The organism is Thalassotalea fonticola (assembly GCF_032911225.1).
Taxonomy (GTDB): domain Bacteria; phylum Pseudomonadota; class Gammaproteobacteria; order Enterobacterales; family Alteromonadaceae; genus Thalassotalea_A; species Thalassotalea_A fonticola.
Window position 1 is genome coordinate 4,789,768 of sequence record NZ_CP136600.1, and the last position, 21,831, is coordinate 4,811,598.

At 37.7% G+C, this 21,831-nt stretch carries 20 protein-coding genes; 14 read left to right on the plus strand and 6 right to left on the minus strand.

From position 1 onward, the window contains the following. Positions 1-54: 54 nt before the first annotated feature. Positions 55-522, minus strand: coding sequence for an Lrp/AsnC family transcriptional regulator (locus RI844_RS19810; protein WP_348396369.1), 468 nt, complete (start codon positions 520-522; stop codon positions 55-57). Positions 523-668: 146 nt separating this feature from the next. Between RI844_RS19810 and RI844_RS19815 the strand changes: the two genes are divergently transcribed. The 3 genes from RI844_RS19815 to RI844_RS19825 are packed head-to-tail and all read left to right on the plus strand — an operon-like array spanning position 669 to position 2,697. Next, positions 669-1,253, plus strand: a complete 585-nt coding sequence (locus tag RI844_RS19815) for an elongation factor P hydroxylase (protein ID WP_348396370.1) — start codon at positions 669-671, stop codon at positions 1,251-1,253. Position 1,254: 1 nt separating this feature from the next. Then, positions 1,255-2,388: an ATP-NAD kinase family protein gene (locus RI844_RS19820; RefSeq protein WP_348396371.1), complete on the plus strand. Its 1,134-nt coding sequence runs from the start codon at positions 1,255-1,257 to the stop codon at positions 2,386-2,388. 15 nt (positions 2,389-2,403) lie between these two features. Continuing rightward, positions 2,404-2,697, plus strand: coding sequence for a YfcL family protein (locus RI844_RS19825; protein WP_348396372.1), 294 nt, complete (start codon positions 2,404-2,406; stop codon positions 2,695-2,697). A gap of 12 nt (positions 2,698-2,709) precedes the next feature. Here the strand turns inward: RI844_RS19825 and mnmC are convergent, their stop codons facing one another. Continuing rightward, positions 2,710-4,743, minus strand: a complete 2,034-nt coding sequence (mnmC, locus tag RI844_RS19830; protein WP_348396373.1) for a bifunctional tRNA (5-methylaminomethyl-2-thiouridine)(34)-methyltransferase MnmD/FAD-dependent 5-carboxymethylaminomethyl-2-thiouridine(34) oxidoreductase MnmC — start codon at positions 4,741-4,743, stop codon at positions 2,710-2,712. Positions 4,744-4,943: 200 nt separating this feature from the next. Between mnmC and fabB the strand changes: the two genes are divergently transcribed. From fabB to purF, 10 genes are all read left to right on the plus strand, one after another. Continuing rightward, positions 4,944-6,155, plus strand: a complete 1,212-nt coding sequence (fabB, locus tag RI844_RS19835) for a beta-ketoacyl-ACP synthase I (protein ID WP_348396374.1) — start codon at positions 4,944-4,946, stop codon at positions 6,153-6,155. Between the two features lie 191 nt (positions 6,156-6,346). Beyond that, positions 6,347-7,465, plus strand: a complete 1,119-nt coding sequence (locus tag RI844_RS19840) for a 4-phosphoerythronate dehydrogenase (protein ID WP_348396375.1) — start codon at positions 6,347-6,349, stop codon at positions 7,463-7,465. A gap of 57 nt (positions 7,466-7,522) precedes the next feature. Beyond that, entirely contained in the window at positions 7,523-8,539 is a 1,017-nt protein-coding gene (locus RI844_RS19845; protein ID WP_348396376.1) for an aspartate-semialdehyde dehydrogenase, read from the plus strand. A 439-nt stretch (positions 8,540-8,978) separates the two neighbouring features. Next, the gene (locus tag RI844_RS19850; protein WP_348396377.1) at positions 8,979-10,916 is read left to right on the plus strand and encodes a FimV/HubP family polar landmark protein; all 1,938 of its coding nucleotides are present in this window, start codon (positions 8,979-8,981) and stop codon (positions 10,914-10,916) included. 174 nt (positions 10,917-11,090) lie between these two features. Beyond that, complete coding sequence (gene truA, locus RI844_RS19855; protein ID WP_348396378.1) at positions 11,091-11,870, plus strand: tRNA pseudouridine(38-40) synthase TruA; 780 nt, start codon at positions 11,091-11,093, stop codon at positions 11,868-11,870. 245 nt (positions 11,871-12,115) lie between these two features. Beyond that, the gene (gene accD / locus RI844_RS19860; protein ID WP_348396379.1) at positions 12,116-12,979 is read left to right on the plus strand and encodes an acetyl-CoA carboxylase, carboxyltransferase subunit beta; all 864 of its coding nucleotides are present in this window, start codon (positions 12,116-12,118) and stop codon (positions 12,977-12,979) included. A 14-nt stretch (positions 12,980-12,993) separates the two neighbouring features. Continuing rightward, positions 12,994-14,259: a bifunctional tetrahydrofolate synthase/dihydrofolate synthase gene (gene folC / locus RI844_RS19865; protein WP_348396380.1), complete on the plus strand. Its 1,266-nt coding sequence runs from the start codon at positions 12,994-12,996 to the stop codon at positions 14,257-14,259. 16 nt (positions 14,260-14,275) lie between these two features. Next, a complete protein-coding gene (locus RI844_RS19870; protein WP_348396381.1) occupies positions 14,276-14,932 on the plus strand; it encodes an SPOR domain-containing protein in 657 nt (218 codons plus the stop codon). An 89-nt stretch (positions 14,933-15,021) separates the two neighbouring features. Beyond that, positions 15,022-15,504, plus strand: coding sequence for a CvpA family protein (locus tag RI844_RS19875; protein WP_348396382.1), 483 nt, complete (start codon positions 15,022-15,024; stop codon positions 15,502-15,504). A gap of 27 nt (positions 15,505-15,531) precedes the next feature. Then, complete coding sequence (gene purF, locus RI844_RS19880) at positions 15,532-17,049, plus strand: amidophosphoribosyltransferase (RefSeq protein ID WP_348396383.1); 1,518 nt, start codon at positions 15,532-15,534, stop codon at positions 17,047-17,049. Positions 17,050-17,266: 217 nt separating this feature from the next. On the opposite strand, the gene RI844_RS19885 is transcribed toward purF, so the two are convergent. From RI844_RS19885 to RI844_RS19900, 4 genes are all read right to left on the minus strand, one after another. Further along, positions 17,267-17,866, minus strand: coding sequence for a Yip1 family protein (locus RI844_RS19885; RefSeq protein WP_348396384.1), 600 nt, complete (start codon positions 17,864-17,866; stop codon positions 17,267-17,269). Positions 17,867-18,300: 434 nt separating this feature from the next. Next, positions 18,301-18,576, minus strand: a complete 276-nt coding sequence (locus RI844_RS19890) for a hypothetical protein (protein WP_348396385.1) — start codon at positions 18,574-18,576, stop codon at positions 18,301-18,303. 118 nt (positions 18,577-18,694) lie between these two features. Continuing rightward, positions 18,695-20,062, minus strand: a complete 1,368-nt coding sequence (locus RI844_RS19895; protein WP_348396386.1) for an aldehyde dehydrogenase family protein — start codon at positions 20,060-20,062, stop codon at positions 18,695-18,697. A 41-nt stretch (positions 20,063-20,103) separates the two neighbouring features. Continuing rightward, entirely contained in the window at positions 20,104-20,763 is a 660-nt protein-coding gene (locus RI844_RS19900; protein WP_348396387.1) for a TetR/AcrR family transcriptional regulator, read from the minus strand. A gap of 184 nt (positions 20,764-20,947) precedes the next feature. Here RI844_RS19900 and miaE point away from each other — a divergent pair, with 184 nt between their 5' ends. Continuing rightward, the gene (gene miaE / locus RI844_RS19905) at positions 20,948-21,703 is read left to right on the plus strand and encodes a tRNA isopentenyl-2-thiomethyl-A-37 hydroxylase MiaE (protein ID WP_348396388.1); all 756 of its coding nucleotides are present in this window, start codon (positions 20,948-20,950) and stop codon (positions 21,701-21,703) included. Positions 21,704-21,831: the final 128 nt, after the last annotated feature.

Here is a 21,831-nt window from a genome sequence, read left to right on the forward strand (position 1 = left end):
TAGGGTCAGAGTCAAGTTACTTTTCAATAACTTGACTCTGACCCTCTGGTTTACTTAACTGAAATTAGGTATTGCCGCGCTTCTACTATGCTCAAAAACGAGTGCTGTTTCCACATTAGTAACCTCATCACGCGAGGTTATCGCTTCAAACACAAAACGTCGTAAATGTTCAGTATCTTTAACCGACATATGGATGTAAAAATCAAATGCTCCGCCCATATGAAACATACTGACAATTTCAGGTAAAGGTAAAAGCTCATCGCGCAATGAATTTACAATTTGCTCTGAGTAGGGTTGTAATTGAATCGCTGCCATCGCCTGGATATTACCACCTATGGTATTGTAATTTACGTCGATAAATGAGCCCTTGATCACTCCCGCTGTTTTTAATCGCTTAACTCGCTCTAAACAGGTTGACGGGGCTATGCCAATTGCTGCAGCCAGATCTTTGTTGGTGATGTCCGCATCTTTGAATAACAAGGTTAATATTTGCAAGTCGACATCATCAAGCTTCTTCATCATTGGTTCTCTGTTCGTGGTTTTTATAGTTGAAGTACTATATCGTAAAGTAGCTATTAGATCAGGTTAAATAACAATTAATTGTACTGATTTACGCTGTAAGGTTTTATTGTTAAAATGCGAGCAATTTACTGATATTAATAACTTCCATGACGCACAATTATCAAGACTTAATCAACATCTTTGCAACACAATTCTCCCTCACAGAGAATACTTGCTTAGTAAAAGGTGATGATGAACCTATCTATCTACCGGCAGATGAACGCAATAACCAGCACAGGGTTATATTTGCTCATGGGTTTTATGCGAGTGCATTTCATGAAATATCACATTGGTGTATTGCTGGTAAAGAGCGACGCTTACTAGAAGATTTTGGTTACTGGTATGCGCCTGATGGCCGTGATGCAGTACAACAAAAGAAATTTGAACAAGTTGAAATTAAACCACAAGCGTTAGAATGGGCTTTTTGTATTGCCTGTGGCTTTAAATTTAATGTATCTGCTGATAATTTATCTGGTATAGAAGTCGATAGATATGGTTTTCAATGTAAAGTGTTTGCGCAAGTACTGCATTACCTGGAGCATGGTTTTCCCAAAAGAGCCGGTTTATTCATTGCAGCGCTTATTGATTTTTATCAACCTGGTTTGATTTTAAGCGAAGAAATGTTTGAGTTTAATCACCCTATAGAGCCTACATGTATAAACACAGCCTTAACTATGGAAGGTGTAATTTAGTATGACACAATTTAAGTTGGGTTTTTTAGTCAACCCTATAGCAGGTATTGGTGGAAGTGTTGCGTTAAAGGGCAGTGATGGTAAAGACACTACACAAATTGCACTAGGCTTGGGGGCTCAGCCTAAAGCTAACTTACGAGCTAAATTGGCTTTAGAAATACTGCTTCCATATAAAGATAAAATTACTATTTATACTGCCAATGATGAGATGGGTGAAACTACAGCTAAAGAATTGGGCTTTAATGTTGAGCTGATTTATCACTACAGTGGTCAACAATCCAGCCCGGACGACACCGAGAACTTGGTTAAAGCACTGCAACAGCAAGGTGTCGATTTGTTATTATTTGCCGGAGGTGATGGTACTGCTCGCAATGTTTGCCACCAAGTTGATGGTTATTTTCCTGTGCTAGGAATTCCGGCAGGTTGTAAGATTCATTCTGGCGTATATGCATTAACACCAACGGCAGCTGGTAGAGTAGTAGAGCAAATGGTAAATAATGAACTGGTGTCATTTACCGATGCCGATGTAATGGATATTGACGAAAATGCATTTCGACGCGGTATTGTAAAAGCTCGGCGTTATGGTGAAATGCAAATCCCTAGTGAGTTACAATATATACAAGCGGTAAAGTCGGGAGGTAAAGAAACCGATGAAATGGTGCTAATGGATATTGCGGCGCATGTTATTGAGCTTATGGATGAAGAGCTGTTTGTGATCGGTTCTGGTTCAACAGTTGCAGCTATTATGGAAGAACTTGCTATCGATAATACGCTATTAGGTGTAGACCTACTGCAAGAGCAAGAATTATTACGTAGTGATATTATTGAAAATGAATTATTTGAATTTATAGTTGATTCAAAATTGCAGACCAAGTTGGTCGTTACAGTTATTGGTGGTCAAGGTCATATATTTGGTCGAGGTAATCAACAACTAAGTCCTCGTGTTATACGCGCTATTGGCACTGAAAATATTATTGTTGTCGCCACCAAAAGCAAACTACAAGCGCTTAATCATCGACCGTTAATTGTTGATACCGGAGATCAACAGCTAGATAAAGAACTAACCGGTTTTATTCCCGTAGTCACCGGTTTTCATGACCAAGTATTATACCCAGTCGCCAGTCCCGGCTTATAAAATAGAAGTTGAATAATGTTAACACTGATGCAAAATATAGAAAATCTTGAGCAATTATTTAGCTATTTTGATGGCCTAATTGAATTAGATTGTGATGATCAACTATTTGCAAGTAGCTACTTGCGAGGATTTTTAGAGGTCGCGGCTGTTGAATTTGGCACACTTCAACAGCCACTATCCGTTGCTTTATATAATAAAGTTGATGGGCAATTGACCGCTTCGCAAGCTGAGCTTTCAGAGCAAGATAAAATTTTTGTAAGCAACTTTTGGCAAGCACTAAAGCCTTATTTTTATTCATATGAACAGTAAATAACTGGCGAGTTAATTTTTTGATTTGATCAAATCGCGAATAACAAAACGGTTTGGTGATAAATTAAATAGCATTTCTTCATTTACCGGATAATCAAGGTTACAAATTTCGGCGGCAAGAATATCGGCAAGTAATGGTGCTGAACAAAGCCCTCTGGCTCCTAGTCCGGTTAATACATAAAGACCATTTTTTAATGGTGCAGCTTGGGTGTAATGCCAGTTCTTATCTTTACGTAAATGAGCATAGTATTGTTTGTGTAATTCAACATCAGGCAAACGGCCAACAAGGGGTAAATGATCGGGAGTACAGCAGCGTAACCTTGCTTTACTCGCTTGTACGTCCTCACTGGTCCATTGACCAATATCACCTAAACAACGCTCCAGCATCTCAATATTGTAGGTATCATCGATAGTACGTGACGATAAATCGCTATCGTCTTTATCAAATGTTGCACCTATACAATGTACATTGTCATTTACTGGTGTTAAATAACCTTTGTGACAAAGCACTGTTTTTAAATTATTAATCTTCTCATTGGTTTTCATTTGACTAACCTGACCTCGTACAATGGATAGTGGCATGTCATTTAAGGCATCAATTGCTAAGCTGTCTGCGCCAGAGCAGAGAATTAAATTTTGCACTTGTTTTTGTTCTTGCTTTTTCCCTTTTTGAGTTGTTAACAGCCACCGATCGTTATCTAGAGCTTCTACAGCTACAAATTTCCTGTTGGTTTTTACTTTAACCTTGCCGGTATCTACAGCTGCTTGCACAATTGCATTAACTAACTCGGGTGGACAAACCCAACCCGCTCTTGGCATATACAAGCCTGGGTGATTCACTTCAATACCACTAATTTCATTAACTTGTTGAGCAGTTATGCCGTGAATTAAATCTACCGGCCAGGCCTCTTTTTGGCAAAACAGGGTTTGCCTTTTTACTAATGCATTTTTATATGACACCTCAATAAGACCGTTAAATCCATGGCTAAACTGATATCCTTGCGTTAATAGCTCTTGATATAAAATCATTGAACGTTCAAAGCCCTGTTGATAAAAGTCGCTTAACGGGTCTTTATTTTGGTGCAGCAGTGGATAAACAGCGCCAATGGCATTACTCGATGCTCCTTGCGCGAGCTGTTCATCTTTACATAATAATGTGACTTGAATGCCCTTCTTTGCCAGAGCAAGAGCCGTACAAGCACTGGCTAAGCCTCCACCAATAATCGTCGCGTGTTTAGAGCTTTCAACTTTGCCCCGCACTTTAAAGCCTGTTAATGGCTTGCCCTTACGTAAGCCAATAAAGGTAGCGGTTAAAGATTGTGATTTTTCAGCTCGTTTTTCACTGCTTGCCTGCGAAGCTTCCTCATGCTCAATTTTCCTTACTTTAAACCCAACCTCTTCAAGGCCTCTTCTGACTACTCCTGCGACTGTAAACGTAGCTAAAGTGGCTCTTTTTTTTGCAATCCTGGCAAGTTGTAAAAATAAGCCTTTATTCCACATGTCAGGGTTTTTAACCGGAGAAAAACCGTCAAGGTAAAAACAATCAACCAAACCTTTGTGCTCTACCTCTAAACTGGCAAATGCTTTTGCGGAGTCAGAAAATATAACTGTTAACTCCACCTCTATATTTGTAAATGAAAACGTTTGCAGTTGCTCATTCAAATTGTATTGTGAGAGTAATTCATTACTATACTTGGCGTGCTCCGGCCATAATGCTAGAGCACTAGCAAGGTCACTCTTACTTAATGGATATTTTTCCGTGCTGATAAAGTGAAGCTTTAAGGGTGAGCCAGTTTGTTGCTTGAAATTTATGAAGCGCTCTAATGTAAGGAAAAAGTTTAAGCCTGTGCCAAAACCGGTTTCAGCGATAACAAATGTTTCCTCACCATAAGTGTGCCAAACTTGTGGAATATTATTTGCTTCGATGAACACTTGTACACTTTGTGAGCAGCCTTGGTTACTATCAAAGTAAATATCATCAAATTCTTGAGAAAATGGTGCACCATCTTCAGTAAAAATTACATTTGCTGTTTTTATTTGTACCACTAAGCAGAAACCTTGTTATTAAAGCTGAACGAAAAATAGTGCAATAACTTGCTAATTTTGTTAAATTTTAACCCTTAGTCGAGCGATTATCTACTAAAGTCTATGGTAAATCAGCGTACAAGTGTACACTGGACAGACCAGATAGAGATTTTTTCGTAGTATGATACGCACAATTAAATCAATTAACGATGGTTAAATATATGAAACGTGTAGTTATTACAGGTCTTGGTATTGTGTCTAGTATAGGTAACAATGCAAACGAAGTACTAGATTCTTTACAAAATGGCCGTTCAGGCATCAGCCGAGCTGAAAGTTTTGATGAAAATGGTTTAAAAAGCCAAGTTTGGGGACAACCTAACATTACGCCAAGTGAACACATAGATCGTAAAGTTATGCGCTTTATGGGTGATGCTGCAGGTTATGCTTATATCGCCATGCAAGAAGCAATTGATGATGCAAAATTAACCGATGAGCAAGTTTCTAATGTTCGTACAGGTTTAGTTGCTGGTTCTGGTGGTGCATCTTCAATGAACGTAATTAGTTCATCAGATACGCTTCGTGCAAAGGGAATTCGTCGTGTTGGTCCTTATGCAGTACCTAAAACTATGTCGAGTACGTGTTCTGCCTGTTTAGCGACACCATATAAAATTTTAGGTGTGAACTACTCAATCAGCTCAGCATGTGCAACATCAGCTCACTGTATTGGTCATGCTGCAGAACTAATTCAATTAGGCAAACAAGATGTTGTTTTTGCTGGCGGTGGTGAAGAAGTAGATTATTCACTAGCTATGATGTTTGATGGTATGGGCGCGTTATCTACTAAGTATAATGATACGCCTGAACTTGCTTCACGTACTTATGATGCTAACCGCGACGGTTTTGTTATCTCTGGTGGTGGCGGAATGGTTGTTGTTGAAGAACTAGAGCATGCTCTTGCTCGTGGCGCACACATTTATGCTGAAATTGTAGGTTACGGCGCAACTTCTGATGGTTACGATATGGTAGCTCCAAGTGGTGAAGGCGCAGTACGTTGTATGCAACAAGCAATGCACGGCGTAGAGGGCAAAGTAGATTACTTGAACACGCATGGTACATCAACGCCAGTAGGTGACGTGAAAGAGTTAGGTGCAATTCAAGAAGTATTTGGTCATGATTCGCCAATGATCTCTGCAACTAAAGCAATGACAGGCCATGCACTAGGTGCTGCCGGTGTTCATGAAGCTATTTACACTATGTTAATGATGGAGAACAACTTCGTCGCTCCTTCAATTAACGTTGATCAGTTAGATGAAAAAGCTGAAGGCTTAAATATCATCACTGAAAAACTTGATGCTGAAATCAACCTAGCGATGTCAAACAGCTTCGGTTTTGGTGGTACTAACGCTACGTTAGTAATGCAAAAATATAAATAAATATTAATTGTTTATTTTGAAGGGCTGGGTATATCCCGGCCCTTTTTGTTTGTAGTATTAGATACGAGATACGAGATACGAGAAACGAGAAATGAGAGACCTCCGTTCTAACCGACACACCAGTGTCGTCCCGAACTTGATTCGGGCTCTCATTTAAGATCTATATTAATTTCCTTTGCTGAGAAACAAATTTGAAAATTTTTTACGATGAAAACATTCCTTATGCCAAAGAGTTTTTCAGTGACTTTGGTGAGCTTGTGCCGTTTGCTGGTAGAGAGTTAACTGCCGAGCAGGTTAAAGAAGCCGATGTTTTACTTGTACGTTCAATTACCCAAGTAAATGAACAATTGTTGCATTTAAACACTACGCTGAAGTTTGTTGGTACCGCAACAATCGGTTTTGATCATATCGACCAAGCATATTTACAGCAAAGAGGTATTGTTTTTACCAATGCGCCTGGCTGTAATGCCATATCGGTTGCCGAATATGTCCTTAGTGCCCTAATGGTATTGGTTGAACGTTTAAACGTTAACTTAATAACTAAAACGGTTGGCATTGTTGGCGCGGGTAATACCGGAACGCGGTTATCTGAAAAGTTAGAAGCATTAGGCATTAACTATTTATTATGTGATCCGATCCTCAAAAAAGCTGGCGATAGTCGAAAATTTTGCTCATTAGATGAAATTAGAAAATGCGACATCATCTCTTTACACGTGCCAATAACAAAAAATAATAAACACAGCACTTTTCATATGTTTGATCAGTTGGTGCTAGCAGAGTTATCTAATAAACAAATATTGATAAATGCTTGTCGTGGTGAAGTAATCGACAATCAAGCGTTGTTGCAATTGAAAAAAAATAATAAAGGTCCTCATTTGGTTTTGGATGTTTGGGAAAATGAGCCCAATATATTAACTGAGTTAATACCATATTGTCAGTTAACTACCGCACACATTGCTGGTTATAGCTTAGAAGGAAAATCTCGTGGAACAGAGATGCTTTATCAGGCATTATCTAAACTACTGAATAAACCTGTAGAAATGCAGCTTGGGAAAATTTTACCTAAAGCTGAAATTACATGTAAAAATCAACTTTCTGACAACATATTAGACATTGTAAAACAAAGAATTTTTGACGTTTATGATGTGAGGCGAGATGACGAAATCTTCCGAGAACAGTTGAATATTAAATCTTTTGACTATTTACGTAAAAATTACCCTGTTAGAAGAGAGTTTAGTGCGCTAGAATTATCTGCCCAGCAATGCTGGTCAGAGACATTAAAAAACCTTGGCTTTAACGTAAAAAGTTAACGGTTAAAAATCGAAGTTAAATTAATCCAGTAAAGTGAATTGAGTAGAGAAAGAATAATGGCACAAAAATTTGATGTAGTTGTATTAGGTGCAACGGGTCTAGTTGGTAAACATATGATGGAAATTCTTGAAGAGAGAAAGTTTCCGGTAAATACCCTTTATCCATTAGCAAGTAGCCGCAGCGCCGGTGAGTTCATTGAATTTAATGGCCAAAGTGTTGAAGTACTCGATGCTGACACATTTGATTTCACTCAAGCTCAAATTGGCTTCTTCTCAGCGGGTGGCGCAACATCAGCTAAATTTGCCCCTATTGCTGCCGATGCAGGTTGTATTGTTATTGATAATACTTCTGAGTATCGTTATGACCCAGAAATTCCATTAGTGGTTCCAGAAGTTAACCCGCAAGCGTTAGCCGATTATCGTAACCGTAACATCATTGCTAACCCGAATTGTTCAACAATTCAAATGATGGTCGCGCTTAAGCCTATTTATGATGCTGTAGGCATAGACCGTATCAATGTAAGTACTTACCAATCTGTATCAGGTGCCGGTAAAGAAGCTATTGAAGAGTTAGCAAAACAATGTGCAGATTTATTATCAGGCAAGCCAGTTAAAGTCGAAGCATTTTCTCGTCAAATTGCGTTTAACTCAATTCCACAAATTGATTCATTTGAAGATAACGGTTACACCCGTGAAGAAATGAAGATGGTTTGGGAAACTAAAAAAATACTTGGCGACGAAAGCATTCTTGTAAACCCTACTGCGGTTCGAGTACCTTCGTTTTATGGCCATGGTGAAGCGTTACATATTGAAACAACACAACAAACATCTGCAGAAGAAGTTAAAGAATTACTTGCGCAAGCGCCAGGTATTGTTTTGGCTGCTAAAGATGAAGATTTCCCGACACAAGTTAGTGATGCTAGTGGTAAAGACGAGGTGTTTATTGGCCGCGTACGTGAAGATATTTCACACCCAAATGGTATCAATATGTGGATTGTTGCAGATAATGTTCGTAAAGGCGCAGCAACTAACAGTGTTCAAATTGCTGAACTGTTAATTAAAGATTATTTATAAAAACAGCTAATCTATTTATATACCCGTTACTATTCAAGATGCAGGTTTCAGAGCGCTTGAGCGATTCCAATACAAGGCGCAGTTATGTAGTAATGGTTATTCCCTTACAAATAGCTGCAACGAAGTAGTGGTGTTGCTCAAGCACTTCTTCGATGGGTTTAAAAGCAATTTATGCCGCATTATTAATTTTAACAATGGAACAACCATTCTCTAAATTTAATGCCTGCCTAAATTGCTTTTAACTCCCACTGAAATCCTGCACTTTGAATGGCAACGAGTATATAAGTAAACAGCTTTAAATAAACCAGAAATCAACTCGGAAAATATTAATAGAATCCGCGTTATTTCTGGTTTATAGTATCTGATTAAGCAGTAAAGAAATTCTAGACCTTCTTTGCTGCAATGTATAAAATTGCCTCAGAATAGGACGGATCTTTTCATGGCTGACAATAACAATAAATCGTTATTTACAACGATAATACATTCAATTTGTGTTTTGCTCATATTGACTGCCCCTATACATGCGACAGCTCAAGATGAAAACTCTGAACTGAGTGCAACCAATCAAACAACTGATACTTCTAGCCCAAACTTTGATGAAGATAATAAAGCCTCATATGGGCCAATTCTTAAATCGGATACGTTGTGGAAAATAGCCGTTGCCAATCGTCCAAATAGTACCGTATCTAATTACCAAGTTATGATGGCGTTGTTTAATACCAATCCTAATGCATTTTTACGAAACGATATAAATACATTAGTTGAGGGACAGTTCCTCCGTATCCCTACACTTGAAGAAATACGCCAAGTTGCCCCATACCCATATGGCAATACAAAAACAGTAACGACGGAGATGGAAACAACAGATTTAACTGAGAAAGTAGAGATAGTGACAGTTGCCTCTATTGAAGATACTTCTGCTGTAGAACTCACTGTAAAAGAAGAAGTAGAAGTAAATACTTCTAATGAAGAGACCACAGAAACTGTTGATGTCGAATCATCTACTCCTAACACCATTGCACATGTTTTTAACGTTGAACAGGAAGCTGACCTTGGCACTGTAGAAACTTTAAAAGCTGAAAATAGTGAACTTAAAGAAAGCTTAAGTTCGGTTGATGACCAATTGTCTTACTTGCAATACGAAGTTGCAAAAGCAACTGAAATGCAAGCACAAATGGACGATAAGTTAGCGCAACAAAATGCACTGCTTAAAGAAGTAAAAACGCGAGAGCAAAAGTTATTGGCACAACAACGTAAACTTTCTGAGCATCAGCAAGGTTTATTTAATAACCCAATAACGTATTGGTCTATTAACGGCTTATTAGCGATATTAGTCGTTATTTTATTTGTGCTGGTGTCTCGTCGTAAAAAAATAGAACAAACTGTAAATAATGTAAATGCTACAGATAACGTTTCTGTTAAAACAGAGCAACTAGAAAAATCAGAGCTGACGATAAAAGAAAGTGTAAAAGAGGCAATTGATGAAAATGCTGAAGTTACCACTGTTGCTATCGAAAAGTATGAGCAAATTGATGTTGTAGAACAAAGTGCTGAAATTAATACCATTGAACCAATACCAACACCTTCTGAAAATGAGCATGTAGTAACTGCTTTTACAGCGATGGAGTTAACTCCTGAGAAACCTGATGCTGAAATATTAGATGACGAAGATTTATTGGCTAAATTAGTACCTGGAGGCGTGCAAGATAATCGCAATGAAGATAATGTAACAATTCAAGCAACTGAAGACGATTTAGATATTGAGCAAATCATCGACGATATGCTTGATGAAGAATCGAAACCAGCTAAGCTACGCTCAGCCAGAGAGCCATTAGAAGAATTAGTTACTCCGGATGAGACTAATGAACAGGTTTCAAAAGAAAGCAGCTCTGAAGTACATGAAATTAATGATTATGATGATGTTGAGTTTGATAAATTATTAGCAGAGATATCAGCAGAATCAGAACACATTAAGCCACCGAACAATGTTACACAGCTACGAAGAACTACCGAAGTTAAAGAACATGCGATTCAAGATGTGGTTGAACAAATAAAACCGAACCAAGAAGAAAAAGAGTTTATTGCAGTTGAAGCGCTACTTGAAGAATCAGCCTTGGCTGAAGAGTTAGATGAAAGCGTTTTTGACCATCATAAAATTGATGTTGGTTTAGATGAATTTCCAGAGTTCACTTCACAAGTAAACCATGTTAACGTCGATGATGATAAGCATGGCGTTAATGCTAAATTAGATTTAGCACAGGTTTATATAGAAATAGGTGATCTAGATAACGCTGCAGTTATTCTAAAAAGTGTGATGAAGCTAGGCAATTCTGGACAACAACAGCAAGCTCAGGACTTATTGTATTCAATTAAATAGTTTTTAATTCAAACCAAATTAAACACCGGCAAATGCCGGTGTTTTTGTTTCCAGCCGTTGTATTTGGCATTAGCATTGATAAGTAAAATAGACGATAATAGCGAAAATTTTATTTTTGCTTATATATTTAACCAGATTGATATGAGCTGGGTCGAACTAAAAGGTTAGTAATAGATGCGAATAGCATTAGGCATTGAATACGATGGCAGTAATTATTGTGGTTGGCAGCGTCAGAGCCATGTGGCTAGTGTTCAAGAGAAGTTAGAAAAAGCAATATCGGTTGTCGTAAATCAACCAACTGAAATTGTTTGCGCCGGTCGCACCGATACTGGCGTACATGGAACCGGGCAGGTGATACATTTTGATTCACCAGTCGATAGAGGCGACCGTGCTTGGACGTTAGGAGTAAATACTAATTTACCAAAAGATATATCGGTAAAATGGAGTCAACCGGTAACTGAAGACTTTCATGCCCGGTTTAGTGCTACAGCAAGACGTTATAAATACATTATTTATAATGGCAGCAAACGCCCGGCTATTTTTTATAAAGGTTTAAGCCATTGCCACGACCAATTGGATGCAACCTTAATGCATGAAGCTGCGCAGCATTTGGTTGGTAAGCATGATTTTACTTCTTACCGCACAGTCCATTGCCAATCCCACTCGCCAGTAAGAACCATTATTCATTGTAATGTTTTTCGCCAAGGCGAATATGTGGTTATAGATATAAAAGCTAATGCTTTTTTACATCATATGGTCAGAAATATTGCAGGTAGTTTAATGCGTGTTGGCAGAAAAATTGAAACTATACAATGGATTGATGAAGTACTTGCACATAAGAACAGGTGCAAGGCAGGGATGACAGCTCCATCAGGCGGCCTGTACTTTATCGAAGTTGATTATCCCGAGCACTTTAATATCCCACAGACCGAAAATGGCCCATTATTTTTATAAAATTATTTAACTATTGCTTAAAAGTTAGGCAAAAGTGTTGATTTTAAGGTAAAATACGAGAAAACAGACCAGTTTTTACTGTAAATCACTAGGTGATTTATGGTTAAATTGGCGCTAATTTATTTTATAAGTTTATTGATCTGATAATTTCATTTTCGATAAGCAAAAAAACTAATATTTCAGTGGCAAAATGAAGCAATTTACGCGGCTGAAAATAATTACCAATATAAAGGTATACTCAAATTATGAGCTGGATTGAAAAGATTCTACCAAAACCGAAAACATCGTCTTCTAGTAAGCGTAATATCCCTGAAGGTGTTTGGAGCAAATGTAATTCTTGTGGTGCTGTGTTATACACCGCTGAATTAGAACGCCAATTAGGTGTTTGTCCAAAATGTGATCATCATATGCGCCTTACTGCACGTAAACGTTTAGAATCATTTTTAGACCAAGGCGAAAAAACCGAATTAGGTAAAGAATTAGAACCTCAAGATAAACTTAAATTCAAAGATTCTAAACGCTATAAAGACAGGATCGTTGCAGCACAAAAAGCAACCGGTGAAAAAGATGCTCTAGTTGCACTTCGTGGTGAACTCGCTGGTATGCCTGTTGTTGCAGTTGCGTTTGAGTTTTCTTTCTTGGGTGGCTCAATGGCATCGGTTGTAGGTGCCAGGTTTGTTAAAGCTGCTGAAGAATGTTTAAAACATGATTTACCATTAATATGTTTTTCTGCTAGCGGTGGTGCACGTATGCAAGAAGCACTTATTTCTTTAATGCAAATGGCTAAAACCAGTGCTGCATTAGCGAAAATGAGTGAAAAAGGTTTACCTTTTGTTTCTGTATTAACTGACCCTACTATGGGTGGTGTATCGGCTAGTTTAGCTATGCTAGGTGACATCAATGTTGGTGAACCAAAAGCGTTAATTGGTTTTGCCGGTCCTCGAGTTATTGAGCAGACGGTACGTGAGAAGTTACCTGAAGGTTTCCAGCGCTCTGAATTCTTACTTGACCACGGTGCTATCGATATGATCGTTGATCGCCGTCAAATGCGTTCAACTCTTGCTCGCATGATAGCTAAATTTATGGGTCACCCAGAACCAACCATTTAATTTGTAAGATTTTTATGAATCAATTAAACAGCCACTTGCAGCTAGCCAGCCTAGATGAGTGGCTTTTTTATTTGGAGTCTATTCATCCAACTGAGATAGATATGGGGCTGTCCCGTATCACAGAAGTTGTGCAACGATTGAATATTTCTTTAACACCTTCAAAAATCATTACTGTTGCTGGTACGAACGGTAAAGGCACAACCTGTGCGTTTATTGAAAATGCTTTGCAAGATGAAGGGCACAGCGTTGCAGTATACAGCTCTCCTCATATTGAAAAGTTTAATGAGCGGTTGCGTATCAACAAAGTTTTAATTGACGATGAAAGTTTGATCGCAGCTTTTAAACGTATTGAACAAACTCGAAAAGAAATATCGTTAACGTATTATGAATATACTACATTAGCGGCACTGTTAATTGCCGAAAAAGTTAAACCGGAATTCTTGATTTTAGAAGTGGGTTTAGGTGGCAGGCTTGATGCAACAAATGTGATTGATGCTGATATTGCCGTCATTACTAGTATTGATATTGATCATCAAGCTCTTTTAGGTAACACCAGAGAAGCTATAGGCTATGAAAAAGTAGGCATTGCTCGGGTAAATACTCCCATTATTATTGGTGACTTGAATGTTCCACAGAGTGTTAAAAATTATTGTGATGACATAGGCTGTATAGCAAAAATAAGAAATCAGGATTTTCATCTATTAAGTGAAAACTTAACCAGTCATTGGCAGTGGCAAGCCGAAGGGGTTTTAATCGCAAATTTACCTGCGCCGTTTATTCCTCGTGACAATATTGCCACAGCATTAATGGTACTGAATGAGTTAGGTATAAATTTTAAGCCTAAACAAGTTGTTCATTGGATTAATACCACAAAACTTGAAGGTAGAACTGAGATTGTAAAATCTGAACCTTTGGTTGTATTGGATGTTGGCCACAACCCTCATGCGGCGCGATATCTTAATAAATTTGTGAAGGCTAATCAAAAAGGTAAAGTTCACGCCATAGCGGCGATGTTAGACGATAAAGATATACAAGGCACCTTATCTGAAATGTATGATTGTGTTGATTTTTGGTATGTATCTAGTTTGTCTGTACATCGAGGTGCAAAGCAGCAAAAACTGAATCAAATACTTAAAGATGATAATATTAAATGTAATAGCTTTGACAATGTTGATGATGCCTATAGAATAGCTTTAGCTAATGCAGACAATAATGACATGATTCTAATTTTTGGCTCGTTTTTCACTGTAGCCAAAATTAAAAAATCAGGTTTTAAATAAGACTTAAGGAGCCGTTTTGTCGACGCCGTTTCAAAACAGAATAGTGGGGACTATTATAGTTGCCGCCGCTGCAATTATATTTTTACCCGATGTCTTTGATGGAGAAAAACAAGCCTATCAAGCGCAATTTGAAGCTGTACCAGATGGTGCAAAAACCGTTCAACAAATTGACATTAAAGCATTTCCGAACCAAGATTTCTCAACCTTGAACAAAGCTCAGCCATTAGCCGAAGATATCGCGCTTGATGCTAATAATGAGCAAAAAACAACATTGTCTGTAGATGAACTGCCAATAAACGCACCGATTAAGCAAGCAAGTACTGAAGTTGTGGCCAAGCCGGCTGAAAAGCCTAATACCAAAACAAATGCAGCCGTACAGCACAAACCTAAAGTTATTAATGTCACACCTCCTTCAGTTAAAAAGACTCAAGCCTATGTAATTCAGCTTGGCAGCTTTAAACACAAGAAAAATGTTGAGCAATTAGTTAAAAAATTAAAGTCTTCAGGTTATACGGTATTTACCAAACCAATTAAAACTGCAGCCGGTAATTTAACCAAAGTTTTTATTGGCCCGGAAATTAGTCAAGCATCCTTACAAGCTAAGTTAGTGAAACTTAAACAGTTAAGTGGTGTACAAGGCAGGATTGCTGTTTATCAACCGATCGACAAGTAATGTCATTTGTTAGATAAAGCAATAAATCAGTAGTAACTAAAGCGGTGATTCGGTAGAATGCGCCGCAACAAAAGTAGGAAAATTTGCATATGATTTGGATCGATTATGCCATCCTAATAATAATAGGCATATCAACGCTGATCAGTTTAGTCCGAGGCTTTGTTAAAGAGGCGGTGTCATTAATTGTTTGGGTATCTGCTTTTTTTGTAGCGAGTACTTTTTATCAAGACTTGGCTGCATATTTAACAAATATAAACGACCCGATGTTTAGAAACGCAGCGGCAGTCGCAATCTTATTTGTAACAACTTTAATTCTAGGTGCGGTGATCAATTATTTGATTGGGCAACTAGTAACAAAAACTGGATTGTCTGGTACAGACCGAGTTCTTGGGTTAGCATTTGGAGCATTAAGAGGGGCCTTAGTTGTAAGTGCAATCCTCTTTTTCATGGATGCATTTACTCCAGCACCATCAAGTACTTGGTGGCAACAGGCAGTTTTAATCCCTGAATTTAGGGTAGTAATCGAGTGGTTTTTTGATTACATCAAAACCACCTCAAGTTTTCTAACTTAATTCAATATTCTTGCGGAGAGAAGATTCATGTGCGGTATTGTTGGCATCGTAGGTACATCACCGGTAAGCCAAGCTTTATATGATGGTTTAACTGTAATTCAACATCGCGGCCAAGATGCCGCGGGTATTGTTACAATTAGTGATAACAAATTTAGACTAAGAAAAGGTAATGGTTTAGTTAAAGATGTTTTTCACACTAGACATATGCTTAGACTACAAGGTGATATTGGTATAGGGCATGTTCGTTACCCTACAGCTGGAACATCTAGCTCTTCTGAAGCACAACCGTTTTTTTCAAACTCGCCTTACGGTATTTCTTTAGCTCATAATGGTAACCTTACCAATGCAGAAGAACTTGCCAAGTGGTTATACAATAACGCTCGTCGTCATGTAAATACTACCTCTGATTCAGAGTTATTATTGAATGTTTTTGCGCACGAATTACAAAAGTCTGATAGTTTAGACCTTACCCCTGAAGAAATCTTCAAAGCGGTAAGTAACGTACATCGTCATGTGCGCGGTGCTTACGCAACTGTTGCGTTAATTGTTGGCCATGGCTTAGTTGCTTTTCGTGACCCACATGGCATTCGACCACTAGCTTTTGGTAAACGTGAAACTGAAAAGGGCACAGAATACATGGTTGCCTCTGAATCGGTTGCATTAGATGCTTGTGACTTTGAATTTATTCGTGACGTTGCACCAGGTGAAGCCATCTTCATTACCGAAGATGGTCAGTTATTTAGCCAGCAATGTGCGCAAAACCCAGCTTACAATCCTTGTATTTTTGAGTTTGTATATTTCGCACGTCCTGATTCAACAATGGACAAAATGTCTGTTTATGGCTCTCGAGTAGAAATGGGTACTGCTTTGGGTAAGAAAATATCTCGTGAATGGGAAGAAGATCAAATTGATGTGGTTATCCCAATTCCTGAAACATCGTGTGATATAGCCTTACAAATTGCCAACGAATTAAACATTCCATATCGCCAAGGTTTTGTAAAAAATCGCTACGTGGGTCGTACTTTTATCATGCCAGGGCAAGCTGAACGTAAAAAGTCAGTTAGACGTAAGTTAAATGCCATTGGGGCAGAATTCAAAGGTAAGAATGTGTTACTTGTTGATGATTCTATTGTTCGTGGTACAACATCTGGCCAGATCATCGAAATGGCACGTAAAGCTGGTGCTAAGAAAGTGTATTTTGCTTCAGCAGCGCCAGAAGTACGTTTCCCTAATGTATATGGCATTGATATGCCAAGTGCAAATGAATTGATTGCTCATGGTCGTGAAAACGAAGATATTTGTGAGTTGATCGGTGCAGATAAACTAATATACCAAGACTTAGAAGATTTGATCAGTGCCGTTGGTAAAGGCAATAAAGACATTAAAGAATTTGAAACATCAGTATTTAATGGCCATTACATTACTCAAGATATCGATCATGATTACCTTGAACAACTCGATGCTTTACGTAATAACGATACTAAAGAAGACTCAGATAAAGAAGCTGATTCTATTTTAGATCTACATAACGAAGGTGCAGAGTAGTTTTAACAACTTCACGCTAAAACGTTTAAAGGCTGCATTTGCAGCCTTTTTTACTTCACGATTTGAATACGCTTTGTTTCGGAGCCGCTATGCTTCGATAGTATTCTAATTCAAAGGTAAAAATTATCGTATTCACAGTGCAGCGTATTCGTGATTCGTTACTTAATAAAAAAGGCGCTGTAAAGCGCCTTAATTTTAGAGTCGATAATGATTAATGCTAACCCATAAATTCAGGGCCAAAGCCCAAAGTCCACATCATGGCGGTAGCGACTAAAATACATACAAGTAGTACTAAACCAACCGTTACAACCGAGCTTGCATAAATAAAGCCTTTCTCTTCCGGAATGTGCATCATAATTGGTACACCTGAATAAAGTAGGTAAACAGAATAGGCTATTGCTAACATACCGGCTAAAGCAACAAACCATAACACTGGGTACAATGCAGCTAAACCTACCATCAATACAGGAGTCGCAGCGTAAGCGGCTAATTCTAGTGCTTGAGTAAAGTTTGGAGTGGCATCAAAGGTTTTCGCCATCCACTGGATTAAATAAGCTAGTAAGAACACCCCGGCAATGATAGCTGCGTACATGCCACTTGCTAAAATTAACGCACTAGATTCAGTAATTTTAACAGGATCGCCAGCACCAATACTCCAGCCAATATGCGCTGCGGCATAATAACCACAAATTGATGGAATTAGTGCAACCAGTAAGACATGAGTTAAGCCATAAAGCATATTTTCATGCTTGGTATCAATGTCGTTCCATTCTTCTTTTGGATGGGCATATAAGCCCCAAATGTGATTCAATATCATTTATAACTTCCTCTTTTGCTATCCCCATACCCAAAAAACTGTCGTAATATAGACATCTATTGAGCAACTTCTGAGCAGATACGCTATGTATGTTTTTATATTTTTATAATCTGCTTATATTAGTTATGTAGCATGTTGAACAATTCGTCAAGACTTGTTTGATAAACAACCGAAAAAAAAGCTATTTTGTGGGAAATAGCTTGTTTGGGTTGTCCTGAATTTATTTCAGGATCTTTTCAGGTTTTGTTGATTTCTGTACGAAATAGATACTGTTGACTATCCTGAATATATTTCATGACCTACTTATATTTGGAAGGGGGTTGTTAAAAATAGTATGTTTGGATTGTCCTGAATTCATTTCAGGATCTATGCGCTTCGTAATTGCTTAGTGAGCCGAAATGGAATGTATTGGTAATTCATTACTTAGTTAAGAATTAACTTTGTTTCAATCTTACGACTTTCATTGTTTCAAACTCTAAACCAGCAACGGTATTTATTTCAGGGTAATAGGTAAGGTTTACTTGCGTACCCTTTAATGATTTATAGGGTTGCTTGCGTTTGTATTTGAATGGTACATCAATACCTTCAAGCATCAATGTATTTATATACCAATCATCTTCTTGGCGTTGTACATGAGAAAGAACCTTTAAACCTTCGCTATGGATTAAATTTTCATGATTTGCTAATAGTTTTTTAACGTCTTTGCTCATCGATAGTCTTAATTTTTAGAAATGAAGGTCTTATTATAGCAAAGGCAAGTAATAGGGGGACTATAACTTGCCTTTAGCTGGAATAAATGGATGCTGAAATAAATTCAGGACAAGTAAATTATCTAATTTTACGTAATAATTTAAATTTCAGATCAGTATAAGGTGCAAAACGTACCGGTAAGTCTTTAAAAAATGGGCGTTTAAGGACCGATTTCAAATGACTAAAATTATCAAAACCACTTTTTCCACTGTATTGCCCCATACCGCTTGGGCCTGTGCCACCAAATGGAAGGTCAGGTACAGCATTAAACATAATTACATCATTAACACATTGGCTCCCCGAGCTGATGGTATTTACCCAATCATTTTGCTGATTTTTATCTTTGCTAAAAATATAGGCCGCTAGCGGTTTTTCTCTATTGATTACTAACTCTTTTGCGGCAGGGTAGTTATCCACAGTAATAATTGGGAATATTGGACCAAAAATTTCTTCTGACATTAGCTTTGAGTCTAATGCCGGGTTGACAACAATTGTCGGTTGAAAGAATTTGTTCTCAATATCAAACTTTCCACCAAAAACTACTTCACCACTATCAAGGTAAGTTGAAAGTCTTTCGGTATGACGTTGGTTTACAATACGTCCGTAACTATTACTTGTCGAAGGGTCTTGAGAAAACATCTCATTTACTTGTTTGATAAGAGCATTAACTAAAGGTTCAACCAGCTCTTCACTTGTTAATAGATAATCTGGAGCAATACAAGTTTGTCCAGCATTCATCCACTTCCCCCAAGCTAAGCGTTGTGCCGCAATATTAATATTTGCACTTTTATCTAGATAAACGGGGCTTTTACCACCAAGCTCTAATGTAACCGGGGTTAAATGTTTCGCTGCAGCCGCCATAACAATCCGGGCTACAGCACCATTTCCAGTGTACATAATGTGATCAAAAGGTAACTCTAGCAGCGCTGTAGTTTCAGGAATGGCACCTTCAACTACGGCAAAAGCGCTGTTATCTAAATATTTAGGTACTAATTTAGCGATTATAGCTGATACTGCAGGGGCTAAATCTGAAGGCTTAATTACAGCACAATTACCTGCGGCAATTACGGCCACTAATGGGGCAAAAACTAACTGCAACGGGTAATTCCAAGCACCCATTATTAATACCGAGCCAAGCGGCTCTGGTTGGATAAACGATTTACCAGGCATTGCAACTAAAGATGTTTTAACTTTGCGTGGTTTAGCCCATTTTTTTAAATGTTTTAGAACATGGTCTACATCACCAGTAATATAAGATAACTCGGTAGTCCAAGCTTCTTGTTCGGGTTTTTGCAAATCTGTTTTTAATGCTTTTAACAGGGCTTCTTCGTTATCAATAACAAGTTGCTTTACTTGCTTTAACTGCTGGATACGCCAATTAAGGTCGCGAGTTACATTACTATTAAAATATTCTTTTTGTTGGTCTAATAAATGCTGATAATTCAAAATAATCCCTAATTTTTTATTTGTTAACTTTCTTATTATTTTTATTGGCGCTTCAAACCCATTACCCAGCTTATTTGGCGCTTTATAAGTCGATGTAACTCATCAAAGTTAACCTCATCTTTAGGCGTGGCTAAATATTTATACTGAATACGAGTAATTGCAATTACCGTTAATTCACCATCGATTTCAGGATCAACTTTATTAAAGTAAGCCGCAAAACGAGTAAATGGTTTTAACAATGAGCTTATATGCTTATCGGCTAGATCTTTAAGCTCTTCGGAGTATAGCATTTCAGTAAAGAAAACCTGCTCTACCGCCAGGCTGGTCGGATTATTAATGATGTTATCATACATATGATTTGCTGCAATAATGCTCAATTGTTTACAAACTTGTTCTTTTACCGAGACTTTACGCAAGGTTGCAGCATCAAAATTATCAAGCAAGTTAAACACTTGTTCCCATTCATCTTGAGTTGAATTAAGAATAGTTTTAGAGCTTAAAGTTATTGCTTCTCTTATGAGTTCTTTAATATCTTTAAAGTAATATGTTGTTAATGACAGTTGAGTATCTGCTTTGGCTGCAACCGCTCTATGCGTTGTACCTTTAATACCTGAAACAGCAATGACTTCTATTGCGGCTAATAATATTTTTAGGCGGGTTTTTTCACCCTTTGATCTACGATTTACTTGGCTTGTTGTCATATAATCCTAGCTTTATCTAATAGCTTTCCTTAAGTGAAAAAGCTCGTTGGAATTTATGCCTTTAACTTAAATGTTACCGTAAAAATTAGCAACTTTTTTGTAAATATAATTGTTTTTGAAAGTTTCCTGGTTTTTCTATAAATTCAGTATGCTAAACTCTGCAAAACAGATATAGAGAGCAAGTATGTACTCAGCATTATTGGCACCAATCAACTCCTTTTTAAAATGTGAAACCCCTTCACAGTGGATTGAAAAAGCGAAACAGCCTGAAAATTTACAGTTATTATTAACGGATCATTTAATTTGTGAGCTAAAAGCTGCACAAACTGCAATGTGGTTAATAAGAAAATACGCTGTTGATAAAGAAAGTGGTGCTGCGTTGCTAGCTTGGTTATCTCCCTTTGAGCAATTTATTTATAAAAAACAGGGCAGTTTAGCCGAATTAGCCAAGGCCAATAAATTATCAAAAGCAATTGTTCCAAGAAGTAACTCTGTTTACGGCCAAGATTTAATTGATAAAATGGTTTTACTGATTAAAGAAGAAATTCATCATTTTTATCAAGTCTTAGAGATCATGACAAACCGTAGCATTCCTTACGACAACATTAGTGCAGGACGTTACGCCAAAGGCATGATGAAGCATGTTAAAACTCATGAGCCTGAAACATTAATCGATAAACTAATATGTGGCGCTTATATTGAAGCGCGTTCATGTGAACGGTTTGCCAAACTCGCCCCACATTTAGATGATGAACTGAATAAATTTTATGTTTCTTTGCTGCGCTCTGAAGCTCGTCATTATCAAGACTATCTTGCTTTAGCCGAACAAGTTGCAGGAAAAGATATAACAGCACGAGTACAGTTTTTTGGTGACATTGAGGCTGAATTAATTACCAGTGATGATGCAGATTTTAAATTTCACAGCGGTATGCCTATATAATAAATTTATTTCTTAAATTGGAATTGTGAATAAGATGTAAATGAAATGTTACATCTAATTTACCGCCCGCTATTGCTTTATCTTACAAGCCGTCTATCCTTTTTAAGTATTTTTGCCAATTTGGCAGC